21 protein-coding genes are annotated in these 20,385 nt (G+C 70.7%); 5 read left to right on the forward strand and 16 right to left on the reverse strand.

What is annotated here, in order from left to right:
* Nucleotides 1-27 precede the first annotated feature (27 nt).
* On the reverse strand, nt 28-861 hold the full coding sequence (locus ACVHNB_RS19100; protein ID WP_428949917.1) for a PIG-L family deacetylase: 834 nt from the start codon (nt 859-861) through the stop codon (nt 28-30).
* A 252-nt stretch (nt 862-1,113) separates the two neighbouring features.
* Between ACVHNB_RS19100 and ACVHNB_RS19105 the strand changes: the two genes are divergently transcribed.
* Both ACVHNB_RS19105 and ACVHNB_RS19110 read left to right on the forward strand, forming a co-directional pair.
* The gene (locus ACVHNB_RS19105; protein WP_428949916.1) at nt 1,114-1,599 is read left to right on the forward strand and encodes a DUF2975 domain-containing protein; all 486 of its coding nucleotides are present in this window, start codon (nt 1,114-1,116) and stop codon (nt 1,597-1,599) included.
* On the forward strand, nt 1,599-1,820 hold the full coding sequence (locus ACVHNB_RS19110) for a helix-turn-helix domain-containing protein (protein WP_428949915.1): 222 nt from the start codon (nt 1,599-1,601) through the stop codon (nt 1,818-1,820). Before ACVHNB_RS19105 ends, ACVHNB_RS19110 begins: the two co-directional genes overlap by 1 nt.
* A gap of 175 nt (nt 1,821-1,995) precedes the next feature.
* Here ACVHNB_RS19110 and ACVHNB_RS19115 read toward each other — a convergent pair whose 3' ends face one another.
* The 11 genes from ACVHNB_RS19115 to ACVHNB_RS19165 all read right to left on the reverse strand — a co-directional run bounded on the left by ACVHNB_RS19115 (nt 1,996) and on the right by ACVHNB_RS19165 (nt 13,957).
* Nucleotides 1,996-3,915, reverse strand: coding sequence for an NAD-binding protein (locus ACVHNB_RS19115; RefSeq protein WP_456228910.1), 1,920 nt, complete (start codon nt 3,913-3,915; stop codon nt 1,996-1,998).
* Between the two features lie 864 nt (nt 3,916-4,779).
* Nucleotides 4,780-5,376: a GTP-binding protein gene (locus ACVHNB_RS19120; RefSeq protein WP_428949914.1), complete on the reverse strand. Its 597-nt coding sequence runs from the start codon at nt 5,374-5,376 to the stop codon at nt 4,780-4,782.
* The gene (locus ACVHNB_RS19125) at nt 5,357-5,791 is read right to left on the reverse strand and encodes a DUF742 domain-containing protein (protein ID WP_456228716.1); all 435 of its coding nucleotides are present in this window, start codon (nt 5,789-5,791) and stop codon (nt 5,357-5,359) included. Before ACVHNB_RS19125 ends, ACVHNB_RS19120 begins: the two co-directional genes overlap by 20 nt.
* Nucleotides 5,788-6,252, reverse strand: coding sequence for a roadblock/LC7 domain-containing protein (locus ACVHNB_RS19130; RefSeq protein ID WP_428949913.1), 465 nt, complete (start codon nt 6,250-6,252; stop codon nt 5,788-5,790). The genes ACVHNB_RS19125 and ACVHNB_RS19130 overlap by 4 nt, the downstream gene beginning before the upstream one ends.
* The gene (locus ACVHNB_RS19135; RefSeq protein ID WP_456228717.1) at nt 6,249-8,690 is read right to left on the reverse strand and encodes a nitrate- and nitrite sensing domain-containing protein; all 2,442 of its coding nucleotides are present in this window, start codon (nt 8,688-8,690) and stop codon (nt 6,249-6,251) included. Before ACVHNB_RS19135 ends, ACVHNB_RS19130 begins: the two co-directional genes overlap by 4 nt.
* 146 nt (nt 8,691-8,836) lie before the next feature.
* A complete protein-coding gene (locus tag ACVHNB_RS19140) occupies nt 8,837-9,619 on the reverse strand; it encodes an MHYT domain-containing protein (protein WP_428949911.1) in 783 nt (260 codons plus the stop codon).
* Between the two features lie 437 nt (nt 9,620-10,056).
* Nucleotides 10,057-10,398, reverse strand: coding sequence for a chaplin (locus tag ACVHNB_RS19145; protein WP_428949910.1), 342 nt, complete (start codon nt 10,396-10,398; stop codon nt 10,057-10,059).
* Nucleotides 10,399-10,649: 251 nt separating this feature from the next.
* On the reverse strand, nt 10,650-11,435 hold the full coding sequence (locus ACVHNB_RS19150; RefSeq protein ID WP_428949909.1) for an aminotransferase class IV family protein: 786 nt from the start codon (nt 11,433-11,435) through the stop codon (nt 10,650-10,652).
* Between the two features lie 290 nt (nt 11,436-11,725).
* The gene (locus ACVHNB_RS19155) at nt 11,726-12,286 is read right to left on the reverse strand and encodes a hypothetical protein (protein ID WP_456228718.1); all 561 of its coding nucleotides are present in this window, start codon (nt 12,284-12,286) and stop codon (nt 11,726-11,728) included.
* A gap of 177 nt (nt 12,287-12,463) precedes the next feature.
* Complete coding sequence (locus ACVHNB_RS19160) at nt 12,464-13,171, reverse strand: GAF and ANTAR domain-containing protein (protein WP_428949907.1); 708 nt, start codon at nt 13,169-13,171, stop codon at nt 12,464-12,466.
* 45 nt (nt 13,172-13,216) lie between these two features.
* Nucleotides 13,217-13,957 (reverse strand): ANTAR domain-containing protein, encoded by a 741-nt coding sequence (locus ACVHNB_RS19165; protein WP_428949906.1) that lies wholly within the window; start codon nt 13,955-13,957, stop codon nt 13,217-13,219.
* Nucleotides 13,958-14,329: 372 nt separating this feature from the next.
* Between ACVHNB_RS19165 and ACVHNB_RS19170 the strand changes: the two genes are divergently transcribed.
* Entirely contained in the window at nt 14,330-14,776 is a 447-nt protein-coding gene (locus ACVHNB_RS19170; RefSeq protein WP_456228719.1) for a hypothetical protein, read from the forward strand.
* 84 nt (nt 14,777-14,860) lie between these two features.
* On the opposite strand, the gene ACVHNB_RS19175 is transcribed toward ACVHNB_RS19170, so the two are convergent.
* From ACVHNB_RS19175 to ACVHNB_RS19190, 4 genes are all read right to left on the reverse strand, one after another.
* Complete coding sequence (locus ACVHNB_RS19175; RefSeq protein ID WP_428949904.1) at nt 14,861-15,409, reverse strand: GNAT family N-acetyltransferase; 549 nt, start codon at nt 15,407-15,409, stop codon at nt 14,861-14,863.
* Between the two features lie 37 nt (nt 15,410-15,446).
* Nucleotides 15,447-15,731: a hypothetical protein gene (locus tag ACVHNB_RS19180; protein ID WP_428949903.1), complete on the reverse strand. Its 285-nt coding sequence runs from the start codon at nt 15,729-15,731 to the stop codon at nt 15,447-15,449.
* Between the two features lie 5 nt (nt 15,732-15,736).
* The gene (locus tag ACVHNB_RS19185) at nt 15,737-16,231 is read right to left on the reverse strand and encodes a DUF5994 family protein (protein ID WP_456228720.1); all 495 of its coding nucleotides are present in this window, start codon (nt 16,229-16,231) and stop codon (nt 15,737-15,739) included.
* 227 nt (nt 16,232-16,458) lie between these two features.
* Entirely contained in the window at nt 16,459-17,427 is a 969-nt protein-coding gene (locus tag ACVHNB_RS19190; RefSeq protein WP_456228911.1) for a DUF5994 family protein, read from the reverse strand.
* Between the two features lie 459 nt (nt 17,428-17,886).
* On the opposite strand from ACVHNB_RS19190, the gene ACVHNB_RS19195 reads away from it, so the two are divergent.
* Both ACVHNB_RS19195 and ACVHNB_RS19200 read left to right on the forward strand, forming a co-directional pair.
* Complete coding sequence (locus ACVHNB_RS19195) at nt 17,887-18,300, forward strand: DUF5994 family protein (protein ID WP_456228721.1); 414 nt, start codon at nt 17,887-17,889, stop codon at nt 18,298-18,300.
* Between the two features lie 224 nt (nt 18,301-18,524).
* A complete protein-coding gene (locus tag ACVHNB_RS19200) occupies nt 18,525-19,853 on the forward strand; it encodes an MFS transporter (RefSeq protein ID WP_456228722.1) in 1,329 nt (442 codons plus the stop codon).
* The last annotated feature ends 532 nt before the right edge of the window (nt 19,854-20,385 follow it).

A 20,385-nucleotide genomic window follows, 5' to 3' on the forward strand; every position in this document is an offset into this window, starting at 1 on the left:
GCGAGCACGCTCGACAGCGCTTGCGGATCAGCGCAGCCCGTCGAAGAGATCGTTCTCGGGTACGGGCGCGCCGGTGGTGTCCTGGACGCGGAGGAAGGTCTCCATGCCCATGAACTCGCCGAACCTCTCCTTGCCCATCTTGAGGAAGAAGATGTTCTCGCCCTGGCTCGCGTGCGCGGCCAGCGCGTCGAACTTCTGATCGCTGAACGCGGTGGTGTCCACCCACGTGGTGATCTCGTCATCGGGCAGGCCGATCTCGGCCATCGCGGCGGCCTCGGCAGGATCGGGCTCCGGCATGTCCGGATGGAACTCGCGCATGATCTCACCGAACCGCTGCATCCCCGAGCGGGGCATCGTCGTCCAGTACACCTTCGGTGTCAGCCCGGTCATCTCCAGCGCTGCCATCGTGATGCGGTGGGCCTGGATGTGGTCGGGGTGGCCGTAGAAACCGTTCTCGTCGTACGTGACGACCACATCGGGTCGGTAGTGGCGCATGAGTTCCGCGAGTCGCGCGGCGCCTTCCTCCACGGGTGTCTGCCAGAAGGATCCGGGGGCGTCGTTGCTCGGCCAGCCCATCATTCCGGAGTCGGCGTAGTCCAGCGTCTCCAGATCGCTGATCTTCAGCGCTTCACAGCTCGCCTCGAGTTCCTGACGGCGCATCGTGGCGACGGCCGCCGGGTCGTGCCCGGGGTCGCCCGGCTTGACGCCCCCCGGCCCGTCGCCGCAACCGCCGTCGGTACACGTCACCAGAACCGTGCGGATTCCCTCCGCCGCATACCGCGCGAGGACCCCTCCGGTTCCGGTGGCCTCGTCGTCGGGGTGGGCGTGCACGGCCATGAGCGTCAAGGGTCGGTCAGTCATGAAACGTCCTTCTGCAGAAAGTGCGTATCGGTGCGGGTGCGCGATGGGCGTACCGCGATCCCAGGGTCCGGAGTCTGTCAGGCGGGCGACCTTGTGGTCCGTGTGTATCCCGTCCGTAGAGCGCCGGCCCCTCGGTCGATGCAACAGTGCCGGGCGGACCAGCTGTTCCCGACGACCCGCCTTCACCTCGACTCTTGATACATCTATCGAGATTCGATAGATTCCCATCGTGAATCGATGGGAGGGTGGGCTGTGGGACAGCTGACAGTGGGGGCGCTGCGCGCCGTGATCGTGGTGGTGCTCGCCGGAACCGTGTTCGTGCAGACGTCGATGGTGTGGGCGTTGGCCTCCGATCCGGAAGACGGGTCGCTCCCGCTCACCCCGCTGCGCGTGATCATGATCCTGGGCATGGTGGCGGCGCAGGTCGCCCTGGTCTGCGTGTGGCGGCTGGTCATGATGGTGCGGCGCGGAACCGTGTTCTCCCACGCTGCCTTCCGGTACGTCGACACCGTGATCGGCGCGATCGTGGCGGCGGCTCTCCTCTGGTTCGCGGTCACGGGCATCAATGCCCCCGGCCAACGGGACGACCCGGGCGTCACCCTCATCATGGGCGGGATCGGCGTGGCCATCCTGGGAGTCGCGCTCATCGTGCTCGTGCTGCGGATGCTGCTCGCCCAAGCCGTGGCGCGCGACGCCGAAGCGACGCAGATGCAGGCCGAGTTGAACGAGGTGATCTGATGCCGATCGCCGTCGACATCGACGTGATGCTGGCGAGGCGGAAGATGTCTGTGGGCGAGCTCGCAGACCGTATCGGGATCACCCCCGCCAACCTGGCGGTACTCAAGAACGGCCGTGCCAAGGCGGTGCGCTTCGCGACGCTCGCCGCGCTCTGCGAAGTACTCGAATGCCAGCCGGGCGACCTGCTGCGATGGGAGCCCGAGGACGCCGTGGGCGAATGAACCGTGTCTGGCGACGCGGCATCGCCGAATACGCCCGCCTGTGATCAACTCGGCGAGCGCCCCGGGTGCTCCCCAAGGGGATCCCGCGGCCGGCGACGATGCCCCGCCCTCGTGATCCGGGTGGAGTTCGGCACGCCCTGATCGCCGTGCGCGCCGACCGCGTACGCGGATCCGGTCACGGTGCCGCTCGGCCGGGCCGCGTCTCGGTGCGCGGGCCGAGGAGTTCGGCAAGGCCCTGGCGGGTGGCGGCGAGGACGACGCGGTCGGTGGGGCGTAGTACGTAGCCGGGGTGCAAGCGCCAGACGAGGCCGGGCGGCGATGCCGAGGCGTCGTCGTCGGGGGAGGCCGCGAGGTCGGGGCGCCGGTCGTCCGGTGCGGTGGAGTCGATGGCCAGCACCCGCCAGGCGCCGGACCGGAACGACTCGGCGACGGTCCGCCCCTCCAGCAAAGGGTGCCCGGCCACATCGAGGGCGGCGAACAGCAGCACCCTCCGTTCGACGGGGATGGCCCCCAGGACCTGACGGCCCATCATCGCGCTGGCGAAGGCCGGGGCGGCGAGCGTGGTGACGCTGCGGCTGCGTGTCAGGGCTCGGGGGTGGGCGGCGCGCAGGGTCCGGTAGACGGCGGTGGCGAACGCGTCGTCGTACAGGCGCAGGGAGACCCGCAGATCGGGTTTGACGGAGCGGGCGTACAGCGCGGCTTCGAGGTTGGTGGTGTCGTGGCTGGTGAGGGCCAGCAGGGCGTGTGCGCGGTGGATCTTCGCGGCCTCCAGGACTCCTTCGTCGCGTACGTCACCAAGGAGGGTCGGCACGCGCAGGCGACGGGCGAGCGGGATGCCGCGGGCGTCCGGGTTCTCCTCCACGCACACCACGGGGATGCCCAGTTCGTGCAGTCGGGCGAGGACGCGGGTGCCCACCTTGCCGAGACCGAGCAGCACCACATGTCCGGACAGCCGTCGGGGCGGGCGGCGCAGCGCGGACGCAGTGCGGAAGGTACCGAATGCTTCGAGGGCGGCGGCGAGCAGGACCGGCAGGAGCAGCAACCCGGCCAACCCGGTGAGAAGTTGGAGTATCTGCCGGGCGGCAGGCTCGCCGATCGCCGGATCGTCGATGGCGAACAGGTCCAGCAGGGTGAGATACCCGGCGCGCAGCGGACGGGGCTCTGTCGTGGCCCAGGTGGCCAGGGCCAGACCGACGACGCAGACCACCAGCCCTGCCAGCGACCAGCGCAGGCGGCGCGAGAACAGCGACCCGATCGGCAGCCCGCGTCCCGTCAGTCGGCGTGGCGGCAGACCGCGACCGGCAGGAGTCACGGCGTCAAGGACCACCGTGCCGCGACCGGTGGCGGCCGCGACCGTGCGGTCGTCGGGCAGCAGCAGCGGTCCGTCCTGACCGGATGCGTCCGAACCCTCCGTTCCCGCGGGATCGTTGGTGGTGGACGACAACAGCGCGAGCGTGCACATACCGGGGTCGGCGACCCCGCCGCGACCTGGTGGGTGGCGTTCCACGGCGCGCAGCAGCAGCCCGTCGGCCTGGACGACCTTGCTGGTCCCGGCCACGGCGGTGGCCGCCAGTGCGGGGGCCGCGGTGTCCGCGTCCGACAGGACGGTCGTCGAGGTGTCCACGGCGTCCGGGTCGAGGCCTGGCTGCGCCAACGCGGCAACCTGGTCCAGGAGTTGGGTCAGGTGCTGCCCGAGCCGGCGGTCGTAGAGCCGGATCACCAGGCGCAGACGGGGGTTGAGGCGGCGGGCGGCCAGTGCGGCGCGGATGTTCGTCTCGTCGTCGTCATGGACCAGGGCCAGAGCATCCGCCCGTACGACGCCGGCCTCCGTGAGCGTGTCCTCGTCCAGCACCGGAGCTTCCAGTACCCGGGGCGTCTGTCCGGCGAGGGAGTCCATGGCCATGGGGGCGGCCCGGTTCATCGCGGCCTGCAGCCGGCTGAGCAGCGCTGCCGCCCGCATCCTGCCCGCGCCGCCGGCCTCGGGCTCGGTAACGGTGCGCGCGGTCGGGACGACGATGGTGACTTGGGTGCGGTAGAGCTCGCGCAGTTCGGCGGCCAGTCGTTCGGCGAGCGCGTCGTCACCGCAGACGATCATGTGGCCGGGCAGAGGGGGCTGTTGGGTCTGATGGGGAAGCGGCACAAGGATCATGGTGCGGGGAGTTCACTGGGGGCGTCCACCGGATCAGCGTGCGGGGGAAGGCAATTCTTCAAGTGCTGGCACCGGAAGGGCGGTCGGTGGGGTGTTGAGAGCGTGGCCATGGCTGCCGTGGAGTCCCCCCTCGTATGAGGTCAGCAGAAAGGAAATCCGGCTGCCAGGAGGGGAGTTGCCTGCGGGGCGTCGGGCCCCCAGGTGCGCCGCCGGTGGCCGCCGCGATGCCCGGACGAGGTGCGGCTCGTGGCCTCGCCCCGCGTCGACTTGGCCGACATGAAGCAGGTCTACGACCTTGATGGATCGGGTCGGCGAGAGAGGCGGCTCTAAGCTGACGGTCAGCCGGCGTCAGGCGGGAGGGCGGTGTCACGCGATGCCCGAGGACTGGGCGGGGATTCATCCCTCCCACCCTGACTTCGGGTGGGCTCTCCGTCACCCGCTCCTACGAGCTCTGCCTCTCGACGCGCAGCCCCGGCAGTGCGACGAGGTAGAGGTCCCCGTCGCACTGCGCTCTCTCGTGTTGTCGCCGGAGCACGACGCATCCGAAGCGGATCGCTCGCGGGCCGTCAGTGCGGGGCTGATCGGCCTGCTGGCCGCGATGACGACGGGCACATCACCCGGGCAGCAGCGCCAGTTCAGCCACTCGCCCCAGACCAAGGCAGCAGCTCCAGCAATCCCCAGTCCTGTCCTTCGCCGCATGCGGCGACTCGAGGGGACCTAGGTATCAGGCAGCAGAGGTAGCAGAGGTACCAGTCGCCCTTTCGGCGTCGGACTCCTGGTTTGCGCCGCGCGGGCCGCCCGCGGCAGGCGTCATCGGGTGACCAGCTCCCGGCTCAGGACATGCTCGACCAGGGAGATCAGGACCTCCTTGCCGGACTCCCGATCGCGTACGTCGCAGAGCAGGACGGGCGTGTCCGGGTTCAGGTCGAGCGCGCGGGCCACCGCGTCCGGGCTGTGGCTGCGGATCCCGTCGAAGCAGTTCACCGCCACGATGAACGGGATGCCGCGGCTCTCGAAGTAGTCCACAGCGGGGAAGCAGTCCGCGAGCCGGCGGGTGTCGGCGAGAACAACCGCGCCGAGGCAGCCCGTGGCCAGTTCGTCCCAGACGAACCAGAACCGGTCCTGGCCGGGCGTGCCGAACAGGTAGAGGGCGAGGTTCTCGCGCAGGGTGATGCGGCCGAAGTCCATGGCGACTGTCGTCGTGGACTTGGTAGCCACCCCCTCCAGGCTGTCCACCGGGCGCGAGGCCTCCGTGAGAGGTTCTTCGGTGCGCAGGGGACGGATCTCGCTGACCGACTCCACCAGCGTGGTCTTCCCGACGCCGAAGCCGCCGGCGATCAGAAGCTTGAGCGCGGTGAAGTCGGCGGGCGCCGCATGCGGGGCGCGGTCAGAGTGCGCGGAGGCCATTGATCACTTCTCGCAGGAGATGGGCGGGGGGACGTTCTTTCCCGGTGGCGGAGGATTCGGGCGGGGTGATGTGGATCAGGCCCTGCGCCGTGAGGTCGCCGAGCAGGACGCGGACGACACCGAGTGGCAGGCCCGAGTCCGACGCGAGGTCCGCTACGGGGCGCGGGCCGTGGGCGCACAGGGCCAGCAGCGCGCGCTGCTCGGGCGGCAGCGGGCCGCGCGGGGTGGCCGCGGTGGGCCGGGCGATCGCCATGAGGTCGACGCGTTCGGCGCCGTTGTGGGTGCGGGCGCGGCCGGCTGTCATGGCGTAGAGCCTGACCAGAGGGCCGGCCTCTTCGTCGTAGCGGTCGGTCCAGGCCTCGTCGGAGCGGTCGCCCGGGCCGCTCGCATAGCGGTTGGGAGGTCGGTCCGTCATGAGGCTCCACCATCCGGCGCCGGTGTGCCGTCCGCGCGCAGGGGCACGGTGAGGTGCTCGCGCACCCGGTCCACCAACAGGGCCATCTCGTACGCCACCAGACCGATGTCGGCGTGACCGTCGGTGAACACGGCGACGCACGAGCCGTCGCCGGCTGCGACCACGAAGAGGAAACCACCTTGCAGTTCGACCATCGTCTGGACGACGCCGCCCGCGTCGAAGTGCCGGCCCGCCCCCTTGGCCAGGGAGTGGAAGCCGGAGGCGATGGCGGCGAACCGCTCGGACTCGTCGCGGCCCATCCCGTGCGACGCGCCGACACACAGACCGTCGGTGGACAGCATGACCGCGTGCCGCACCTCCGAGACGCGGTCGACGAGGTCGTCGAGGAGCCAGTCGATGCCGCTCGCGCCGTGGTCGCTGTTCTGGTCGCCCACGGTGGTCACGGAGTAGGTCGGCGTCATCGGTCTCGGAACCCTTCGTCGTTCGCTGCGTGGTGGTGGGGCAGGTGGCCCAGGGTGCCCGGGCCGGCCGGTTCCTCGCGGGACGCGGAGGCGCGGCGCCGGCCGGAGCGCAGGGACGCCATCGTGGCGCGGGCTGCTTCCGGGGAGCGGACAGCCTGGCTCTGGGCGGGGTTCGGGCCCGCGCTCGTGTCCTCGTCCTTGCGCAGTTCGGGGGCAAGGCTGGCCTGGCGCACCCGGCGCGGCAGTCCGTCCTCGGCGTCGTCCGCGTCCGGTACCGGTGTGGGTCGCGCGGTGGGGGAGGGCTGTGGAGGTGCGGCATGCCGGGCGCGGGCGGGGAGTTGGCGGGGCGCCAAATCGCTGGGCGACATGCCGGGCTCCGTCTCGGGTGCGGTCGCCGGTTCCTGGCCGTAGTGCCGTTGGGAGGGGATGCGCGCGACGGTCGGTTCGGCAACCGGTGCGAGGCCGGGCTCCACCGCTCGTAGCGGCTCCGGGTCCGGCTCCGGTTCCGGTTCCGGCAGGGGCCGCAGGCCCGGGTGCGGGGCTTCCAGGAGCTGGTGCGGGAGGAAGACGACCGCGGTGATGCCGCCGTAGACCGAGCGGCGCAGGGTCACATCGACGTGCTGGCGCTCGGCGAGGCGGTTGACCACGAACAGGCCGAGCTGGCGCGAGTCGAGCAGGTCGATGTCCGCGGCCTGGATCTTCTCGTTGGCCGCGGCGAGCGCCTCGTCGCCCATGCCGAGACCGCGGTCCTCGATCTCCAGGACGGCGCCTGCCCCGACCTCCTCACCACGCACCACCACAGGGGTGTGCGGCGGCGAGTACGAGGCGGCGTTCTCGGTGAGTTCGGCGACGAGATGGATGAGGTCGGCGACCGCCGTGCCGGCCAGGCTGAGGTCCGGGATGTCGTGCAGCTGGACCCGCTCGATGTCCTCGGTCTCCGCGATGCCAGCGCGCACCGCGTCGATCAGCGGGACCGGGTTGCGCCAGGCGCGGCCGGGCGCGGAGCCGGAGAGGATCAGCAGGGACTCGGCGTGGCGGCGCATCCGCGTCGTCAGATGGTCCAGGCGGAAGAGGTCCTCCAGATCCGTGGGGTTCTCGGTGCGGCGCTCCATGGTGTCGAGGAGTTCCAGCTGCCGGTGCAGCAGCACCTGGCTGCGGCGGGCCAGGCTGACGTACACGCCGGACACCCCCGTCAGCACGGCGGCGCGGCCCGCGACGGCGCGCAGCGCGGCCCGCTGCACCGTGGTCAGCGCCGCGCCGACCTGCCCGATCTCGTCCCGGATCGGGTCGTGCGACAGCGGGGCCTCCTGCTCCAGGTCGAGGCCGTCGCCGCCGTGGATGCGGCGGATGGCGGCCGGGAGCCGGTGGGCGGCGAGTTCCAGCGCGGAATTGCGCAGGCGGGTCAGGTCATCGACGAGGCCGCGCCCGATGCGTACGGAGAGCAGCAGCGAGAGGATCACACCGAGCAGGCCGAGGAGTACGGCAAGGCCGGAACTGCCCAAGTTGGACAGGGAGTACGGCTGCGCGTCGGCGCCCGTGTCGATCGCGCCCCGCTCCGCGGCGGCGAGCCCGGACAAGGTGGGGCCGGCGACGGAAGTCCAGTGCCCTGCGCTCACCACGGTGGCGGCGGAGGAGGGGCCGGCGGCAAGGACGGCGTCCTGGGCGCCGACGAGGTCGATCGCACTGCGGGAGCGGAGCACCTTGCGGTAGGCGGCGGCGTCCTCGGCCCGCAGGTCGGACACCGCTGCGTCGGCGAAGGCACGCTGCTCGGCGACATCGCCGACGAACGTACGGTACTGGGCCGCGGACATGTTCCCGCGCGCCTGCGCGGCGCCGAGCACGGCGTCCTGGCGGCTCAACGCCTCGCGGGATCGGGCCAGTTCGAGCACGGTACGGGTGTCGGAGGCGCGATCGGGCTGGTCGGCGCCCGCGAGCTTGGAGCGAAGGGCGAAGGCCCGGTCGACGGCCGTGCCGTAGCCGGAGAGCACGGCGGAGGCGCTGCGGCTGCTCTCGCGCCGCTCACCGAGCGAGTCGGCGCCGGCGAGCAGGGAGCGCAGTCGGCCGGGCAGCGCGGCGTCGAGCGCCGCGAGGTCGGTGCTACTGGAGCGGACGCCCGCGCGCAACGCCGTGACGGCCTTGTCCGTACGGGCTTTCGCGGCGTCGAAGTCGTGACGGGCGGTGCCGCCGGGCGCGGCCCGGTACTTCAGGGCCGCCGCCCGCTCGTCCTGCACCGCGGAGGTGAACCGTGCGACGGGCCCCACCAGGGTCGAGTCGATCTGGCGCAGTTGCTCGGTGGCCGAGACCTGGGAGGCGGTGGTGACGGCCGCGTGTCCCCACAGCGCCATGAGCGAGAGGACCGGCACGGTCAGCAGGGTGACGACCTTCGCGCGGATCGATTTGGGGCGCCAGCGATCGGGCACCAGAGGGCGTGCGGGCATGACGAAGCGGCTCCTTGGCGGTGCAGGAGTGTGGGCGCGCGCAGTGCGTCGGGCCCTGGGGAACGCGCGGAGCCCGACGTGCGTGACGTAAGGGCGTGCCGCGGTGGGGAGTGTGACGGTGCGGGCCGGGGAGAGCCCGGCTGCGGTCAGGCGACCGGGAGTTCGACCTCGTGCAGCGGGCGGGCCGCGGCCTCGCTCTCGGCGCGTTCGCGCGCCGTGGGGGACAGCGCGACGAACGCGCAGGTCAGGAAGAGGAAGGAGCCGAGCAACACGGCCAGCGGCAGGATGAAGGCGGTGGCGCTCGCGCCCTGCAGGGGCGCGGTGCCGGCGTGCACGTCCACCGTGACGGCGGCCATGCCCGTGTAGTGCATGCTGCTCACCGCGAGGCCCATCACGAGCGAGGCGACGGCCGCGACAGCCGGCCCCTGCACGGACAGCGCGGCCCACAGAGCGGCGGAGGCGGCGGCGATCGCGATGACGACGGAGATCGCGACGAGCGCGGGGTCGTACGAGATCGAGCCGTTGAGCTGGACGGCGGCCATGCCGATGTAGTGCATCGCGGCGACGCCGAGTCCGGTGCCGGCGCCGCCGAGCACGATGGAACGCACCCGGGAGTTGCCGTATCCGGCGGTGAAGACGCCCGCGCCGACCACGGCGATGGCGACGACCAGGCTGAGCAGGGTCAGCGGGATGTCGTACCGGATCGCGGTGCCGTCGACGGTGTAGCCGAGCATCGCGATGAAGTGCATGGTCCAGATGCCGGCGCCGATCGCGACGGAGGCACTGATCAGCCAGTTCCGCTTGGACCGCCCACCGGCTGCCAGCGCCCGGACGGTGCAGCGCAGTCCCAGCGCGGCGCCGACGACGGCCATGGCGTACGACAGGACCGGAGTGGCCCAGCCTCCCGCCATGTGGTGCATGTGACCCACGGAATTCCTCTCACGTCGCTGTGTCGGCCCCCCGGCGACCCGGGACGCTAGCACGCAGTGGATCTCCCGCCAGGGGACACGAAAGCTACGGATTGTGAGGGCTACTGATCAGTAAAGCCCGAGTTCACAGGGATGCGCGCTCATGGAGTCATCACCGATCGCACACATAGGTGCGACTCTTGTCACGCCGCGTATCGAGCCCCTCGCGACACCGAGGACGAGGCGCGCAGTTCCGGATATCGGCGACATGTTGGTGCAGTTTCCGCTCGGCGGACGGGCGGTGCGCGCGGGTCCCGCAGGGCGCGTATCCGGAGGCACGTTGCGGTACGGGCCCGCACCCGGATCAGATCGGCGCCGGGACGGTGCTCCGGCCGATAGTGCCTGGGCGGCGGCCCGCGCCCGATCCGGCAGGACGCGGGCCGCCAGGTGACTGGGGGTCACATGCTCCAGGGGCCGTCGTCGCTCATTCCGTAGCCGTCGTCCATGGCGCCAGGCTGTCCCTCGTGTCCGCCCTGCTCCATGCCGTCCGGGGTCCACTGCTCACCGTTGACACAGGTGTTGCCGAAGGCCGGGTTGAGCGCGCCGATCACGTTGACCGAGTTGCCACACGCGTTGACCGGCACGTGGACCGGGACCTGCACCACGTTGCCCGACAGCACGCCCGGGGAACCCACCGCGGCACCCTGCGCCTCGCTGTCGGCCGCAGCGACACCCGCACCCGCCAGCATCGCGCCGCCCATCGCCAGCACGACCGCAGCAGTCTTCACTACACGCATCATGGAAGATCCCTCACTCACCGAAGCACGCCGGCCCGTCCGGCCGGCGCGGAGGACTGACTGCCCTCACCTGACCCATCGGCAACAAAGCGCCCCAGGAGCGCTCCGGAGCGGATACTTCACTCTCCCGGCGCAGTCCCGGCGAATCCCTCATCTCCGGGACTGCGAGCCATAAGTCCCCGGTGCGGGTGGCACACGATCGCCGACTCCGAGCCTCGCGGGCTACCTCAAGAGGCTCAGGCGCAGGGCTCCGTCTACAGTTTGTCGCCGGGAATCCTGGCGTAGCCGTCACGCAGTGCGTCGAGGACGGAGTGGTCCTGCGGGAACTCCACGTCGTCGAGCGCGCTCACGGAACGCACACCGATCGTCGTGTTCGTGGCGAATGCGGCGGCCATGCCCGGGACATCGACAAGCCGCACCGGAGCCGTGACCTGCTCGGTGAGGCCGAGGCTCTGCAGCAGAAGCATCGTCGTGCCGGGGAGGACAGGAGCATCCGGCCATATGACCGTCCCGTCCTGGTCCACGAAACCGAGGTTCCACGTGCTGCCCTCGGAGACGCGACCGTCCGGCTCGACGAACACCGCATCGTCGAAGCCGGCGCGCTGTGCTTCACGTCGGACCCGCAGCTGCGAGTAGAGCCCGATGTGCTTCACGGCCGCGTTGTCACGAGTGAAAGTGAAGGACTTGGCAGTGAGCGGCGGCGGGGGCGTGGCGCTTGCAGGCCGCAAGTGCACGAGAACGTGAGGATCCTGGGCCTCGCCGGGACGGCCCATATCGATCGCGGGATCAAAGACCGTGACCCGCACACCCGCGACACCTGAGACACCAGCGGCCGCCTGCCGGATGTAGCTCAGCGTCTTCTCGCGATCCAACTCGACGCCGAAGACGAGCCGGCAGTCCCGCACCAACCGGTCCAGGTGAAGCGACAGGCCCCGAATGGTGCCGTTCTCCATACGCATGGACGTGAAGTGCCCGTAGTTCGTGAGGGCGAGGCTCTGGAGCTCGTCGAGGGTCACGGGTCTTCCGTCCAGTTCAGCCATGCGACCAGTCTGGCAGTCACTCACGGGCCGCCGACAACCTGTTCAAGCGGCCCCGAGTGCGTACGCGTCGTTCGGGCCTCGGCCCGGCCCAGGCCGACGTTCTCGGCAAGCCAGTGCGGTTCGGCGGCGGCCGGGCCACCCGTCCGGCCCCTCCCGGTCAGAGCCGATGACATCGCTCCCCGCAACAACCATGGGCGTACGGGCTGTGGGCGTTCCTACCCGGCTGCCGACGCACCCGAGGGCGACCCGATGCCGACGTCGTGCCCAGCGGCCGCGGCGTGTTCTGCTGCTCAAGGACAGAGCAGCAGAACACGCCGCGGATCCAACTCCGTCATCCCGTAAAGGTGTCCGGACGTGCTCCGCCATCCCCAGGAGCGCAGCGCTGCCAGCTTCCTCGCGTCGCTGCGCTCGACCAGGGTGACGCCAATGGCGTCGCCGTGATCGCCGAGGAGTCGCCGTTGCAGTCGCCGCGACAGGTTCCAGTCAAGATGCGGGGATTGCTCTCGCACCCATTGCGGAACAACGATCTCCCTGAACTCGAAAAGCCCCGCGCGCAGGCGGAACCCATACGCACACGCCGTAAGTGCCGTGTTCTCCGCCACCAGCAGGCCGAACCCGGGGCGCCGGATGTCGAGCACCAGACGCCGCAGGAAAGCCCGGCTCAGCCCTTCCCATTCTCTGGGCTCCGTGCCGGAGTTGACCGCGTACAGCGCGCCCAGTTCCTGGAGGCGGTCGGCGACCTGGCATCGGGACAACGGGCGGACCCGCTCCGCTTCCAGGGGGGACGGGCTCTGTTGCCGCACCTGTGGACGCGGCTGCGCATCGACCGGTCGGAGCGCATGCTCTGCCATGAGACGATCCCTGTCCCGAACCCGCCGCAGCGGGTCGGTGTCGTCGATCGCCGAGAACGGCACGGGCGCCGTAGCCGATGCACGGGGGACTCTCGGTCCTTTCACCGTACTCCGAACCGAGGCAACCTCTTCCGGGAGAAGCGGCCCCCGAGCGCCGAAGCTCGACAGGATAGGGAGTCAACTGTCCCCAGTGTCGTCGGTGTTCAAGTGCAGCTGGTGGTCGAGGACCTGGCGGGCGATGGTGAGCAGGCGCTGGTCATTGCGGAAGGCGTGGCCGCGCAGCCGGGCCAGCGCATGGGCGCAATCGATGCCCAGTTGGGCGGCGAGCATTCCGGTGGCCTGATGGACCTCGGCGAAGTGCAGTTCGGCGCCGTCCAGGAGGCGGCTCACGTCGCCGCGGGTGCTGCCGCGGTGGATGAGGTACTGGGCGAGCAGATCGGCCACGATCAGCGCGGAGGCGAGCTGGTCGGCGGTCATCGGCCCGGGTGTGGTGCGGTGGCCGGTCAGGACTCCGATCGCGATGACCCCGATGCGTAGCGGGAAGGCGAACACGGCACGTATGCCCAGCTGCAGGACCGATACGGACAGGCCGGGCCAGCGGACGGGGTCGAGGGCGGCCATGTCGGAGATGAGGATGCTGGTGCCGCTGAGGGCCACATCAGGGCTGGGGCCCTGTCCCTGTGTCAACTGCAGGTCCTCCAGAGGTGCAGTGCGCTCACCGAAGACCTGTACGAGTTCGCCGGGCCTGCCGCCGGGAGCCAGCAGAAACGCCAGCCCGTCCAGTCCGAATTCCCGGCTGGCCTGCTTCAGCGGCAAGGCAGGCAGCCCCGGACCCCGGTGTGAGTCCAGGGCGCGCAGCAACGAGGTCGCGATCCGATAGGGCATGGTGTTTCCCGCCTCCACCGCTGCCGGGCCGGCCCGGCAGCGGTTTCACGCGCCGGGATCCAGCAGGCTGGTTGCGGCGGTGCCGTTCAGGACCTGCCGGGCCACGTCGGTGAGTTTGACCCCTTGGCGGCGGGCATGGCTGCGCATGCGGGCAAATGCCTCGTCCACGGTGGTGTGCCGGCGGTGGGCGAGGTATCCCTTGGCCTGTTCGATGATGATCCGTGAGTTCAGTGCGTGTTGCAGCTGTGCGATCACGGCCGTCTGCTCGTGTGCCGCACGTTGCTGGAGGATGCCGATGGTGGCGGTGTCCGCCAGTGCCTGGGCCAGGCGCAGCTGGCCCCCGCCGAGGTGACCGGGCCGGTTACGGAACAGATTGAGCGCCCCGATCACCTGTTCCTGCCAGCGCAGTGGGGCTGCCACCACCGAAGTGAAGCCCAACTGCCGGGCGCGCGGGGCGAAGTGGGGCCAGCGATTGCCGGCGGCCATCGTGTCCAAGGAGATCTCGGCGATGGAGGCGCGGGCATGGAAGCAGTCCCGGCACGGGCCTTCGTCCCACTCGACGCCTTCCAGCTCCAGCGCGCGGGTGAGTTCGTCGGAGGCCGCGGCCTCTACGACCTGGCCCTGTGGGAGACCCAGCAGGACACCGGCCGCCTGTACATCCAGCAGGTCCACGCAGCGGTCGGTGAGTGTGTGGAGCAGTCCGATGACGTCGAAGTCGCGCACCATGGTGTCGGCGAGTTCTACGAAGGCGAACGCGAGTCGCTCCTCACGCGGTGTCTCGGGCATGGCGGCTGCACCGCCCTTTCCCCAGTAGCACACTCCGCGAGGCGCCCGCAGTCGTGGACTGCACAGGCCGGTCAGGCAACGGACCGCCCAGCGGTGAGTGAATCGTCGGCCGCACAGGACCGTGAATATCCGCTGGCGAAAGTTCGGTCTCTCTCTTCATTTACGTATCGTCGCCGAACACCGGCATCACGAGGGATGAACACGTTGGTGGAGGCATCCACGGAGTCACCACCAGACTACTGCGAATCGCCGCCGCACAGTAGGCCTCCGCCTGCGGGTCCGCAACCGGTCTCAGCCACGACCTGGTCCTGCCGTCACCCGTTCGCCACGTGCCCGCGCGCTGGACGCCGGATTGGCGCGTTGCATGAGCGCATGACGTCTCCTCGCAGCCTCTCTCGTCGTCTCTCCGTCACTGTTGCCGCCGCCGGCGCGGCCGCGCTCCTACTGGGGGGCTGCTCCGACGACGACAGCACACCCAAGGAGGAGGCCTCCAAGAGCGCCCAGGCCCTGTGCGACAGCCTCGGCGACCTCAAGGAAGACACCGCGGACCTGACCACGCTCGATTCCGACAGCACCCTCGATGACATCAAGGACGCCCGCGAAGACATCGCCGAAGACCTCAAGGACATCAACAACGATGCACAGGGCATCGGCAATGCCAAGACGGACGCCATCTCGAATGCCTACGACGACTTGAAGAAGGCGATCGACGGCCTCGGGGGCGATACGACAGCATCCGAGGCCGCGCAGAAGATCCAGCCCCAGGTCGAACAGCTCAACAAGGCGATCGTGGCTTCGCAGGCATCGGTCCGCTGCTGATCCGCTGCGAGACCTGTAGCCGTCGACGGCTCAGGACAGGTGCCGCGCCCGCACCAGAGCCGAGTTCTGAGCCCCCTGGCCGACTCATTGCACAGGCCCTCGCGCCCACACCTCACGGCCCGACGCCTCCGCGTCCGGCCCCGCTGCAGGCAGTTCCTTCCAGCCCCAGGCACGGAGCAGCTCTCCGATCCCGGCCGAGGCCTTGTCCCGGTCGATGCCGGCCACCACCAGTTCCTGGGGGAGGCGTGCGAGCAGCAGCTCCCCGAGGCGGGTCGCGACGCCGCGGCGGCGGAACGCGGGGAGCACCATCAGCTCGGTGAGCGCGAACACCCGCCCGGACGCAGTGAGTTCCTCGGTCTGGGGCGTCACCTCGACAGGGAAGTCGCCCCACCACGCCCCGTCGCGATCCAGCCGGTACCCGTAGGCGCAGCCGACGAGGCCCGGTGCGTCGGCGACGGCCATCTCGAAACCGTCGTGCCGTACATGCTGCTCGTAGCGGCGCAGAAACCTGGTCCGGTCCCGGTACTCCGCCCCGGCGGCGCCGCGGTACGCCGTGACGTACACATCGGCGATGGCTTCGCGTTGCTGCTCGGCCTGCCATCGGGTGAGCCTGCGCAGATACACCTCGGCCATCCGGACTCCCTTCGCGGTCCCTTCGAAGAGGCCCGGTTCAGCGGGCCTGTTTGTGTGTGGTGCGGTCACGGCGGCGGCGCGCCGGGAACCGCCCGCGGCCTCCGTCGCGATGGTCGTGCCGGTCGGCCGGGGCGCCCGGCGGGAGCGTGGGAGGCGGCGGGCCGCCGCCTCCCGGATCGGTGGGGGCCCGGTGGTCGGGCGGAACGCGGTGGTAGGTACGCAAGGTGGTCCCTTCGGCGTGCTGGGTGTTGCGGCGCTGGATCACATGGGCGGTGACGGTGATCAGGAGCAGGAGGGCGGCTGAGGTGAGTGCGGCGTCCATGGCGGTCACCCCCTCCTGGTCGTCGCGACGGGATGGGTGGAGGTCGCGCCACCCTCGTACTCCCACGATTCCTCCGCGCTCTGCGGCCGGTCGCCGACGGCGATGTCGTGGCTGCGTGCGGCCTCGGCGGTGATGAGACCGGTGGCGGTCAGTCGGGGCCCGTCCGGGTCGCAGGTGATGCTCATGAGCCGGGCGGCGCTTGCGGGACGCGTCTCGGGCGGGATGACCAGGAGGTCCCAGCGGCCGATTCCGTAGGACAACAGCAGCTTGTGCGGGTCGAGTTCAGGGGTGAACCAGCCGACCTTCAGCACGTGATCGCCGACGGTCACCTTGCGCGGGACGACGGGCCACAGCATCGGATTGACGGCGACGCGGGTCATGCGGCCCCACAGTGGATCGAGAACGGCCGCCAGGGGAGGCAGTTCGGCGACCAGGTCGCGCGAGCGGGGCCACCAGGCGCCGTCGAGCAGGCCGCAGCCCGTCGGGAGTTGCAGTGCCACACGGGCGGCACAGAGGGGAGGCGGAGAGGCTGCGCGGGTGGACGTGGTGATCGCGGCCATGATGCGAACCCGTCTTCGGAGCGACGCGCCGGTCGTCCCCGATGTTGTTGCTCACCGAGGACGAGACCCGCGTGGATGCCGGAGTGCGAAATGCCCTTGGTGCTCCCACGGTACTCCTGCCGACGCGCTCGGCGGCGACCTCGTCGCCGCCGAGCATGAGCGCCGGGTCACCCGGACGGGCCTCCGATCGCCATCAGGGCGGTGCCGGTGAGGCGGAGGGTGGGGTCGGCCGCCGCGGTCATCAGCCGGGCGGCCGCGCCGGCCTCGCTGTGCGGCGGAACGACGAGCAGGTCCCAGCGGCCGGTGCCGTACGAGAAGAGCCGGATCGTGTGCGGGTCGAGGCCGGACGCGTACCAGCTGGCCGTGACCGTGTGACCTGTCACGGGGAGGGTGCGCGGCTCGTTCGGCCAGCTTCCGTGGTGGGACGCGATCCGGGTCACGCGGCCACGGGATACGTCGAACACATCAGTGAGTGCGGCCAGTTCGGCGGCCAGGTCATCGGTGCGCGGCCACCAGGCCCCGCACACCGGCCCCGGGGGGAAGGTCGGAGGACGCAGGGCGAGCCGGACGGGCGGGCACGTGGTCGGCTGCCTGGATTCGGCTGAACTGCGCCGGGCGGTATGTGCGTTCATCACGCACGCCCCTCTTCGGGCCGCCATGTCGGCGCGGCCCGGTGTCGTGGTGCGCCGGAAGCGACGCCGAGCGGAGTCGGCGTACGAGGAGCACCCGGTGGTCCCAGCATACGTCCCGGTCCTTCTTCGTCCGGCAGGAGTATGTTGAAGGAGGCGAGGATCCCTGTATGCCGGTGCCCGATCACCTGGAGCACCCCATGCCTCGCCGTCCGCCCACTCAGGGGCAGCCCCCGACCCCGGCCGCGCCATCCGCAATCCGGCCGAGGAGCCCTCATGTCCCTGACATCCGCCTCGCGCACCTCCGAATCCCCGTCGTGCGGCTTCCGGTCGCCGCAGGACCATGAGGTCAACTCGCTTGCACAACAAGGCAGTTGGTGGCCTCCGCGCAACAGTGGACGTCACCAGTGCATGACGGTGACGGCGGTGATCGTCACGCCGCTGTTCGTGGCGCTCGGAGTCGCCAGACGACTGTTGTGGGGGGTGTCTGATCCATCCTGCGGACATCGTGCTCGGGTGCGCCCCATGGGCGGTCACGGGCCTCGGTGTCGCGGTCGGCTTCCACCGTGGTTCGCTGATGGCGGTTACCGGGGCGTCTGTCCTGCGCGCAGCACCTTCATGGCGGCCGGGTCGATGAGCTCGCTCTCGGCTGAGTGATCGGAGTCGGCTTGCTCCACGGCGTCACCGCCCTGCTGTGGGCGGGACTTGGTCGGAGCGAGCTGGCCACTGGCCCTGCTCTCCTCCGGCGACAGCTGGCACAACCTCCACCACGCCGACTCCCCAGCGCGCCTGTCACGGCGCGAAGCGCGGTAGCCCGGTCCGTCGGTCGCTGTCATCAGCCTTCTGGACAACTCGGTTCGGTGCACGGCGCGCACAGGCCGAGACCGGCCCGCAACGCGGCCCGCCGCACGCGAGGCCCCTCTCAACTCCCCATTCGCGCACGTCAGTCGGCAGGAGTCACACATCATGGCCCTCGCACCGCACCCCCCGCTTCCCTCCCGGCCTCTGCTGCGCCTGCGCCTTGCGCCCCACGCCGGCGGGCCCCGCGCCATCGATGGAGCATGGTGGCCGCGCTCGTACGATCTTCTTGCCGAACTGCCTGTGCTGCTCGCCGGGTTGCCCCGGACCTGGGGTCACATCGCCAGCATTGTGCTCAACGGTGAAATGTGGTCACCGATGCCGGGCCGGATGCTCGTCGCCGGCCAGGTCGTCAGCCTGCACAGGCGTCCGGCGCCGGGGGCCGCGCACACTGTCGTCCTCGTCGCCCCCGGCCATGGACGCTGGGATCTGCTCGTCGTCCCCCCGGACACGACGGAGGAGGAGGCGGTCCAGATCATGACGCGTGCGTCGGACGCGTACGGCGACCGACGTCCCGCGTGACGGAGGCCGGCTGGGAGTACGACACGGAGCCGATGCGGTCATCAGCGTGGGAATGAGGGAAGACCGAACCTGCCGTCGACGGCGCGCCGGGTGAGGTCCGTGGGCCAGGCAGGTGCCCGGCCGGGCCACGTCCGGGCGTGCTGCAAGAGTGATCGGCCCGATCGCGGCCCTCATTAGGGTGCGTGGGTACGCCCAACGTCCCGTCTCCGGAGGCCCACGCCCTCATGGATCCCGTCCCCGTGGACCCACTGCTCCGCCGTCACCGCATTGCCTTGCAGCTGTGCTTCGTGATCCCCGGCCTGTCGCTCGCCACCTGGGTGACTCGCACCCCCGATGTCCGGGACCGGCTCGATGCCTCCACCGCGGAGATGGGCCTGGTGCTCTTCGGCATGTCGATCGGCTCGATGCTCGGCATCCTTGTGGCCGGTGCCCTCGTGGCACGATTCTCGACCCGCCCCGTCATCATCGCCTGCATGTCCCTCGTGCTGGCCGGTGTGGGCACGGTGGCGCTGGGCACGGCGGCAGCCACGGCACCGATGGTTGCCTGCGGGCTCCTGCTCTTCGGCGCCGGCGTGGGCATCTCGGAAGTCGCCAGCAACGTCGACGCTGCTGAACTGGAACGGCAGCTCGGCCGGCCCGTGTTGCCGGCCATCCACGGCTGTTACAGCCTGGGCACCCTCATCGGGGCGGGCCTCGGAGTGGCCGGTGCTGCGGCCGGTCTCCCGGTGCCATGGCACCTGACGGTCACGCTGCTCGTCGCGGTCGGGCTGTTCGCCTTCGCGGTGCCGCGACTGCGCCCCGGCACCGGGCGCCGCCCCCGGACCGCCGACACCGCAGCCGCCGGGGCCGCGTCCACCACCCGCCCCGCCGACCCGGAGGCCACCGCGGGAGCCAGGGAACGGCGGCTGTACCTCGACCCGCGACTACTGATGATCGGCGGCGTGGTGCTCGGCATGACGCTCGCCGAGGGCGCCGCCACCGACTGGCTTCCGCTGCTGATGGTCGACGGCCACCACATGCCCGCCGGACTCGGCTCGTTGGTGTACGCAGGGTTCGCCGCGGCCATGGCGGCCGGCCGCTTCGCCGGCGGCCCCGTGGTCGCCCGGGCCGGCCGGCCCACGGTCCTCCGCGGCGGCGCGCTGCTGACGGCCGCCGGCATCGCCCTCGTGTCCTTCGTGGATTCACCGGTGGCGGCCGGCTGTGCCGTGGTGCTCTGGGGGCTCGGCACCTCTCTCGGCTTCCCGCTGGCCCTCTCCGCAGCCGGCGAATCCGGTCCGGACGCCCCCGGCCGAGTCGCTCTGGCCTCCCGGATCGGCTACGTCGCGCTGCTGGCCGGACCGCCGGCACTCGGCTTCCTCGGCGAACACCACGGGCTGCGCGCCGCGATGGTCCCGGTCCTGCTGCTCATGCTCGTCGCCGCCGCTCTCTCACCCGCCACCGCACCCCGGCCCACCACCGCGGCAACGGGTGAGCCCGAGACGGACGGCTCCGCCCTGGCGGCACCCCGTCAGGACGTCGGCAGCGGAACGCGTCCCACCCACAGTCAGCGGTAGCCGTACGCTCTCGATCGGGTCCGGACCGAACGCCGTGCGTGTGCCCGCGGAATCGCCGACTCTCTGTTGCTCACAGCCCTTCCCGCACCACAAGGTCGATGTGGTGCGGGTCGAACGTGATCCACCGGGCCGCCGTGCTGCCGGACGGACGAAGCAGGCACATCGTTACGCCGGAGTCAGTGGTGAACCACCCGAGCACGGTCGCCGGCCGAGGCCAAGGCCCGTCCCCGTGCACCAGGGCAGGACGGTAGGCAGATTGCACGCGGCCGTCCGGAGGTGCCCAGCCGTCAACGGTGGGGTGTGTGGCTGGAGATGGGCGTGTGTGTGACGCGAGCATCCGTCTGTCTCTCTGCCGGGGCGGCAATGATTTCCTATATTGCGCAAGTGCGCAATATAGACTGGAGGTGCAGAGGCGGATGCACCGCCCGCCCGGGCGCGCGTGACGTGTCAGGCGGCGACGTCAGCCGGTGTGTGAGCCTCCCTCTCGCCTATGAGCGGCCCCGTGTCGGGCGGAAGCGCCATCGCGATGCAG

The organism is Streptomyces sp. YJ-C3 (genome assembly GCF_053891275.1).

Excerpts from the sequence above, each read along its gene's own strand:
- ACVHNB_RS19165 (WP_428949906.1), bottom strand. The coding sequence starts at position 13,957 with ATGCCCGAGACACCGCGTGAGGAGCGACTCGCGTTCGCCTTCGTAGAA.
- ACVHNB_RS19170 (WP_456228719.1), top strand. The coding sequence starts at position 14,330 with ATGACGTCTCCTCGCAGCCTCTCTCGTCGTCTCTCCGTCACTGTTGCC.
- ACVHNB_RS19145 (WP_428949910.1), bottom strand. The coding sequence starts at position 10,398 with ATGATGCGTGTAGTGAAGACTGCTGCGGTCGTGCTGGCGATGGGCGGC.
- ACVHNB_RS19195 (WP_456228721.1), top strand. The coding sequence starts at position 17,887 with ATGGCCCTCGCACCGCACCCCCCGCTTCCCTCCCGGCCTCTGCTGCGC.
- ACVHNB_RS19135 (WP_456228717.1), bottom strand. The coding sequence starts at position 8,690 with ATGCCCGCACGCCCTCTGGTGCCCGATCGCTGGCGCCCCAAATCGATC.
- ACVHNB_RS19110 (WP_428949915.1), top strand. The coding sequence starts at position 1,599 with ATGCCGATCGCCGTCGACATCGACGTGATGCTGGCGAGGCGGAAGATG.
- ACVHNB_RS19175 (WP_428949904.1), bottom strand. The coding sequence starts at position 15,409 with ATGGCCGAGGTGTATCTGCGCAGGCTCACCCGATGGCAGGCCGAGCAG.
- ACVHNB_RS19190 (WP_456228911.1), bottom strand. The coding sequence starts at position 17,427 with ATGTCCGCAGGATGGATCAGACACCCCCCACAACAGTCGTCTGGCGAC.
- ACVHNB_RS19155 (WP_456228718.1), bottom strand. The coding sequence starts at position 12,286 with ATGGCAGAGCATGCGCTCCGACCGGTCGATGCGCAGCCGCGTCCACAG.
- ACVHNB_RS19115 (WP_456228910.1), bottom strand. The coding sequence starts at position 3,915 with ATGATCGTCTGCGGTGACGACGCGCTCGCCGAACGACTGGCCGCCGAA.
- ACVHNB_RS19120 (WP_428949914.1), bottom strand. The coding sequence starts at position 5,376 with ATGGCCTCCGCGCACTCTGACCGCGCCCCGCATGCGGCGCCCGCCGAC.
- ACVHNB_RS19130 (WP_428949913.1), bottom strand. The coding sequence starts at position 6,252 with ATGACGCCGACCTACTCCGTGACCACCGTGGGCGACCAGAACAGCGAC.
- ACVHNB_RS19150 (WP_428949909.1), bottom strand. The coding sequence starts at position 11,435 with ATGGCTGAACTGGACGGAAGACCCGTGACCCTCGACGAGCTCCAGAGC.
- ACVHNB_RS19100 (WP_428949917.1), bottom strand. The coding sequence starts at position 861 with ATGACTGACCGACCCTTGACGCTCATGGCCGTGCACGCCCACCCCGAC.
- ACVHNB_RS19180 (WP_428949903.1), bottom strand. The coding sequence starts at position 15,731 with ATGGACGCCGCACTCACCTCAGCCGCCCTCCTGCTCCTGATCACCGTC.
- ACVHNB_RS19125 (WP_456228716.1), bottom strand. The coding sequence starts at position 5,791 with ATGACGGACCGACCTCCCAACCGCTATGCGAGCGGCCCGGGCGACCGC.
- ACVHNB_RS19200 (WP_456228722.1), top strand. The coding sequence starts at position 18,525 with ATGGATCCCGTCCCCGTGGACCCACTGCTCCGCCGTCACCGCATTGCC.
- ACVHNB_RS19160 (WP_428949907.1), bottom strand. The coding sequence starts at position 13,171 with ATGCCCTATCGGATCGCGACCTCGTTGCTGCGCGCCCTGGACTCACAC.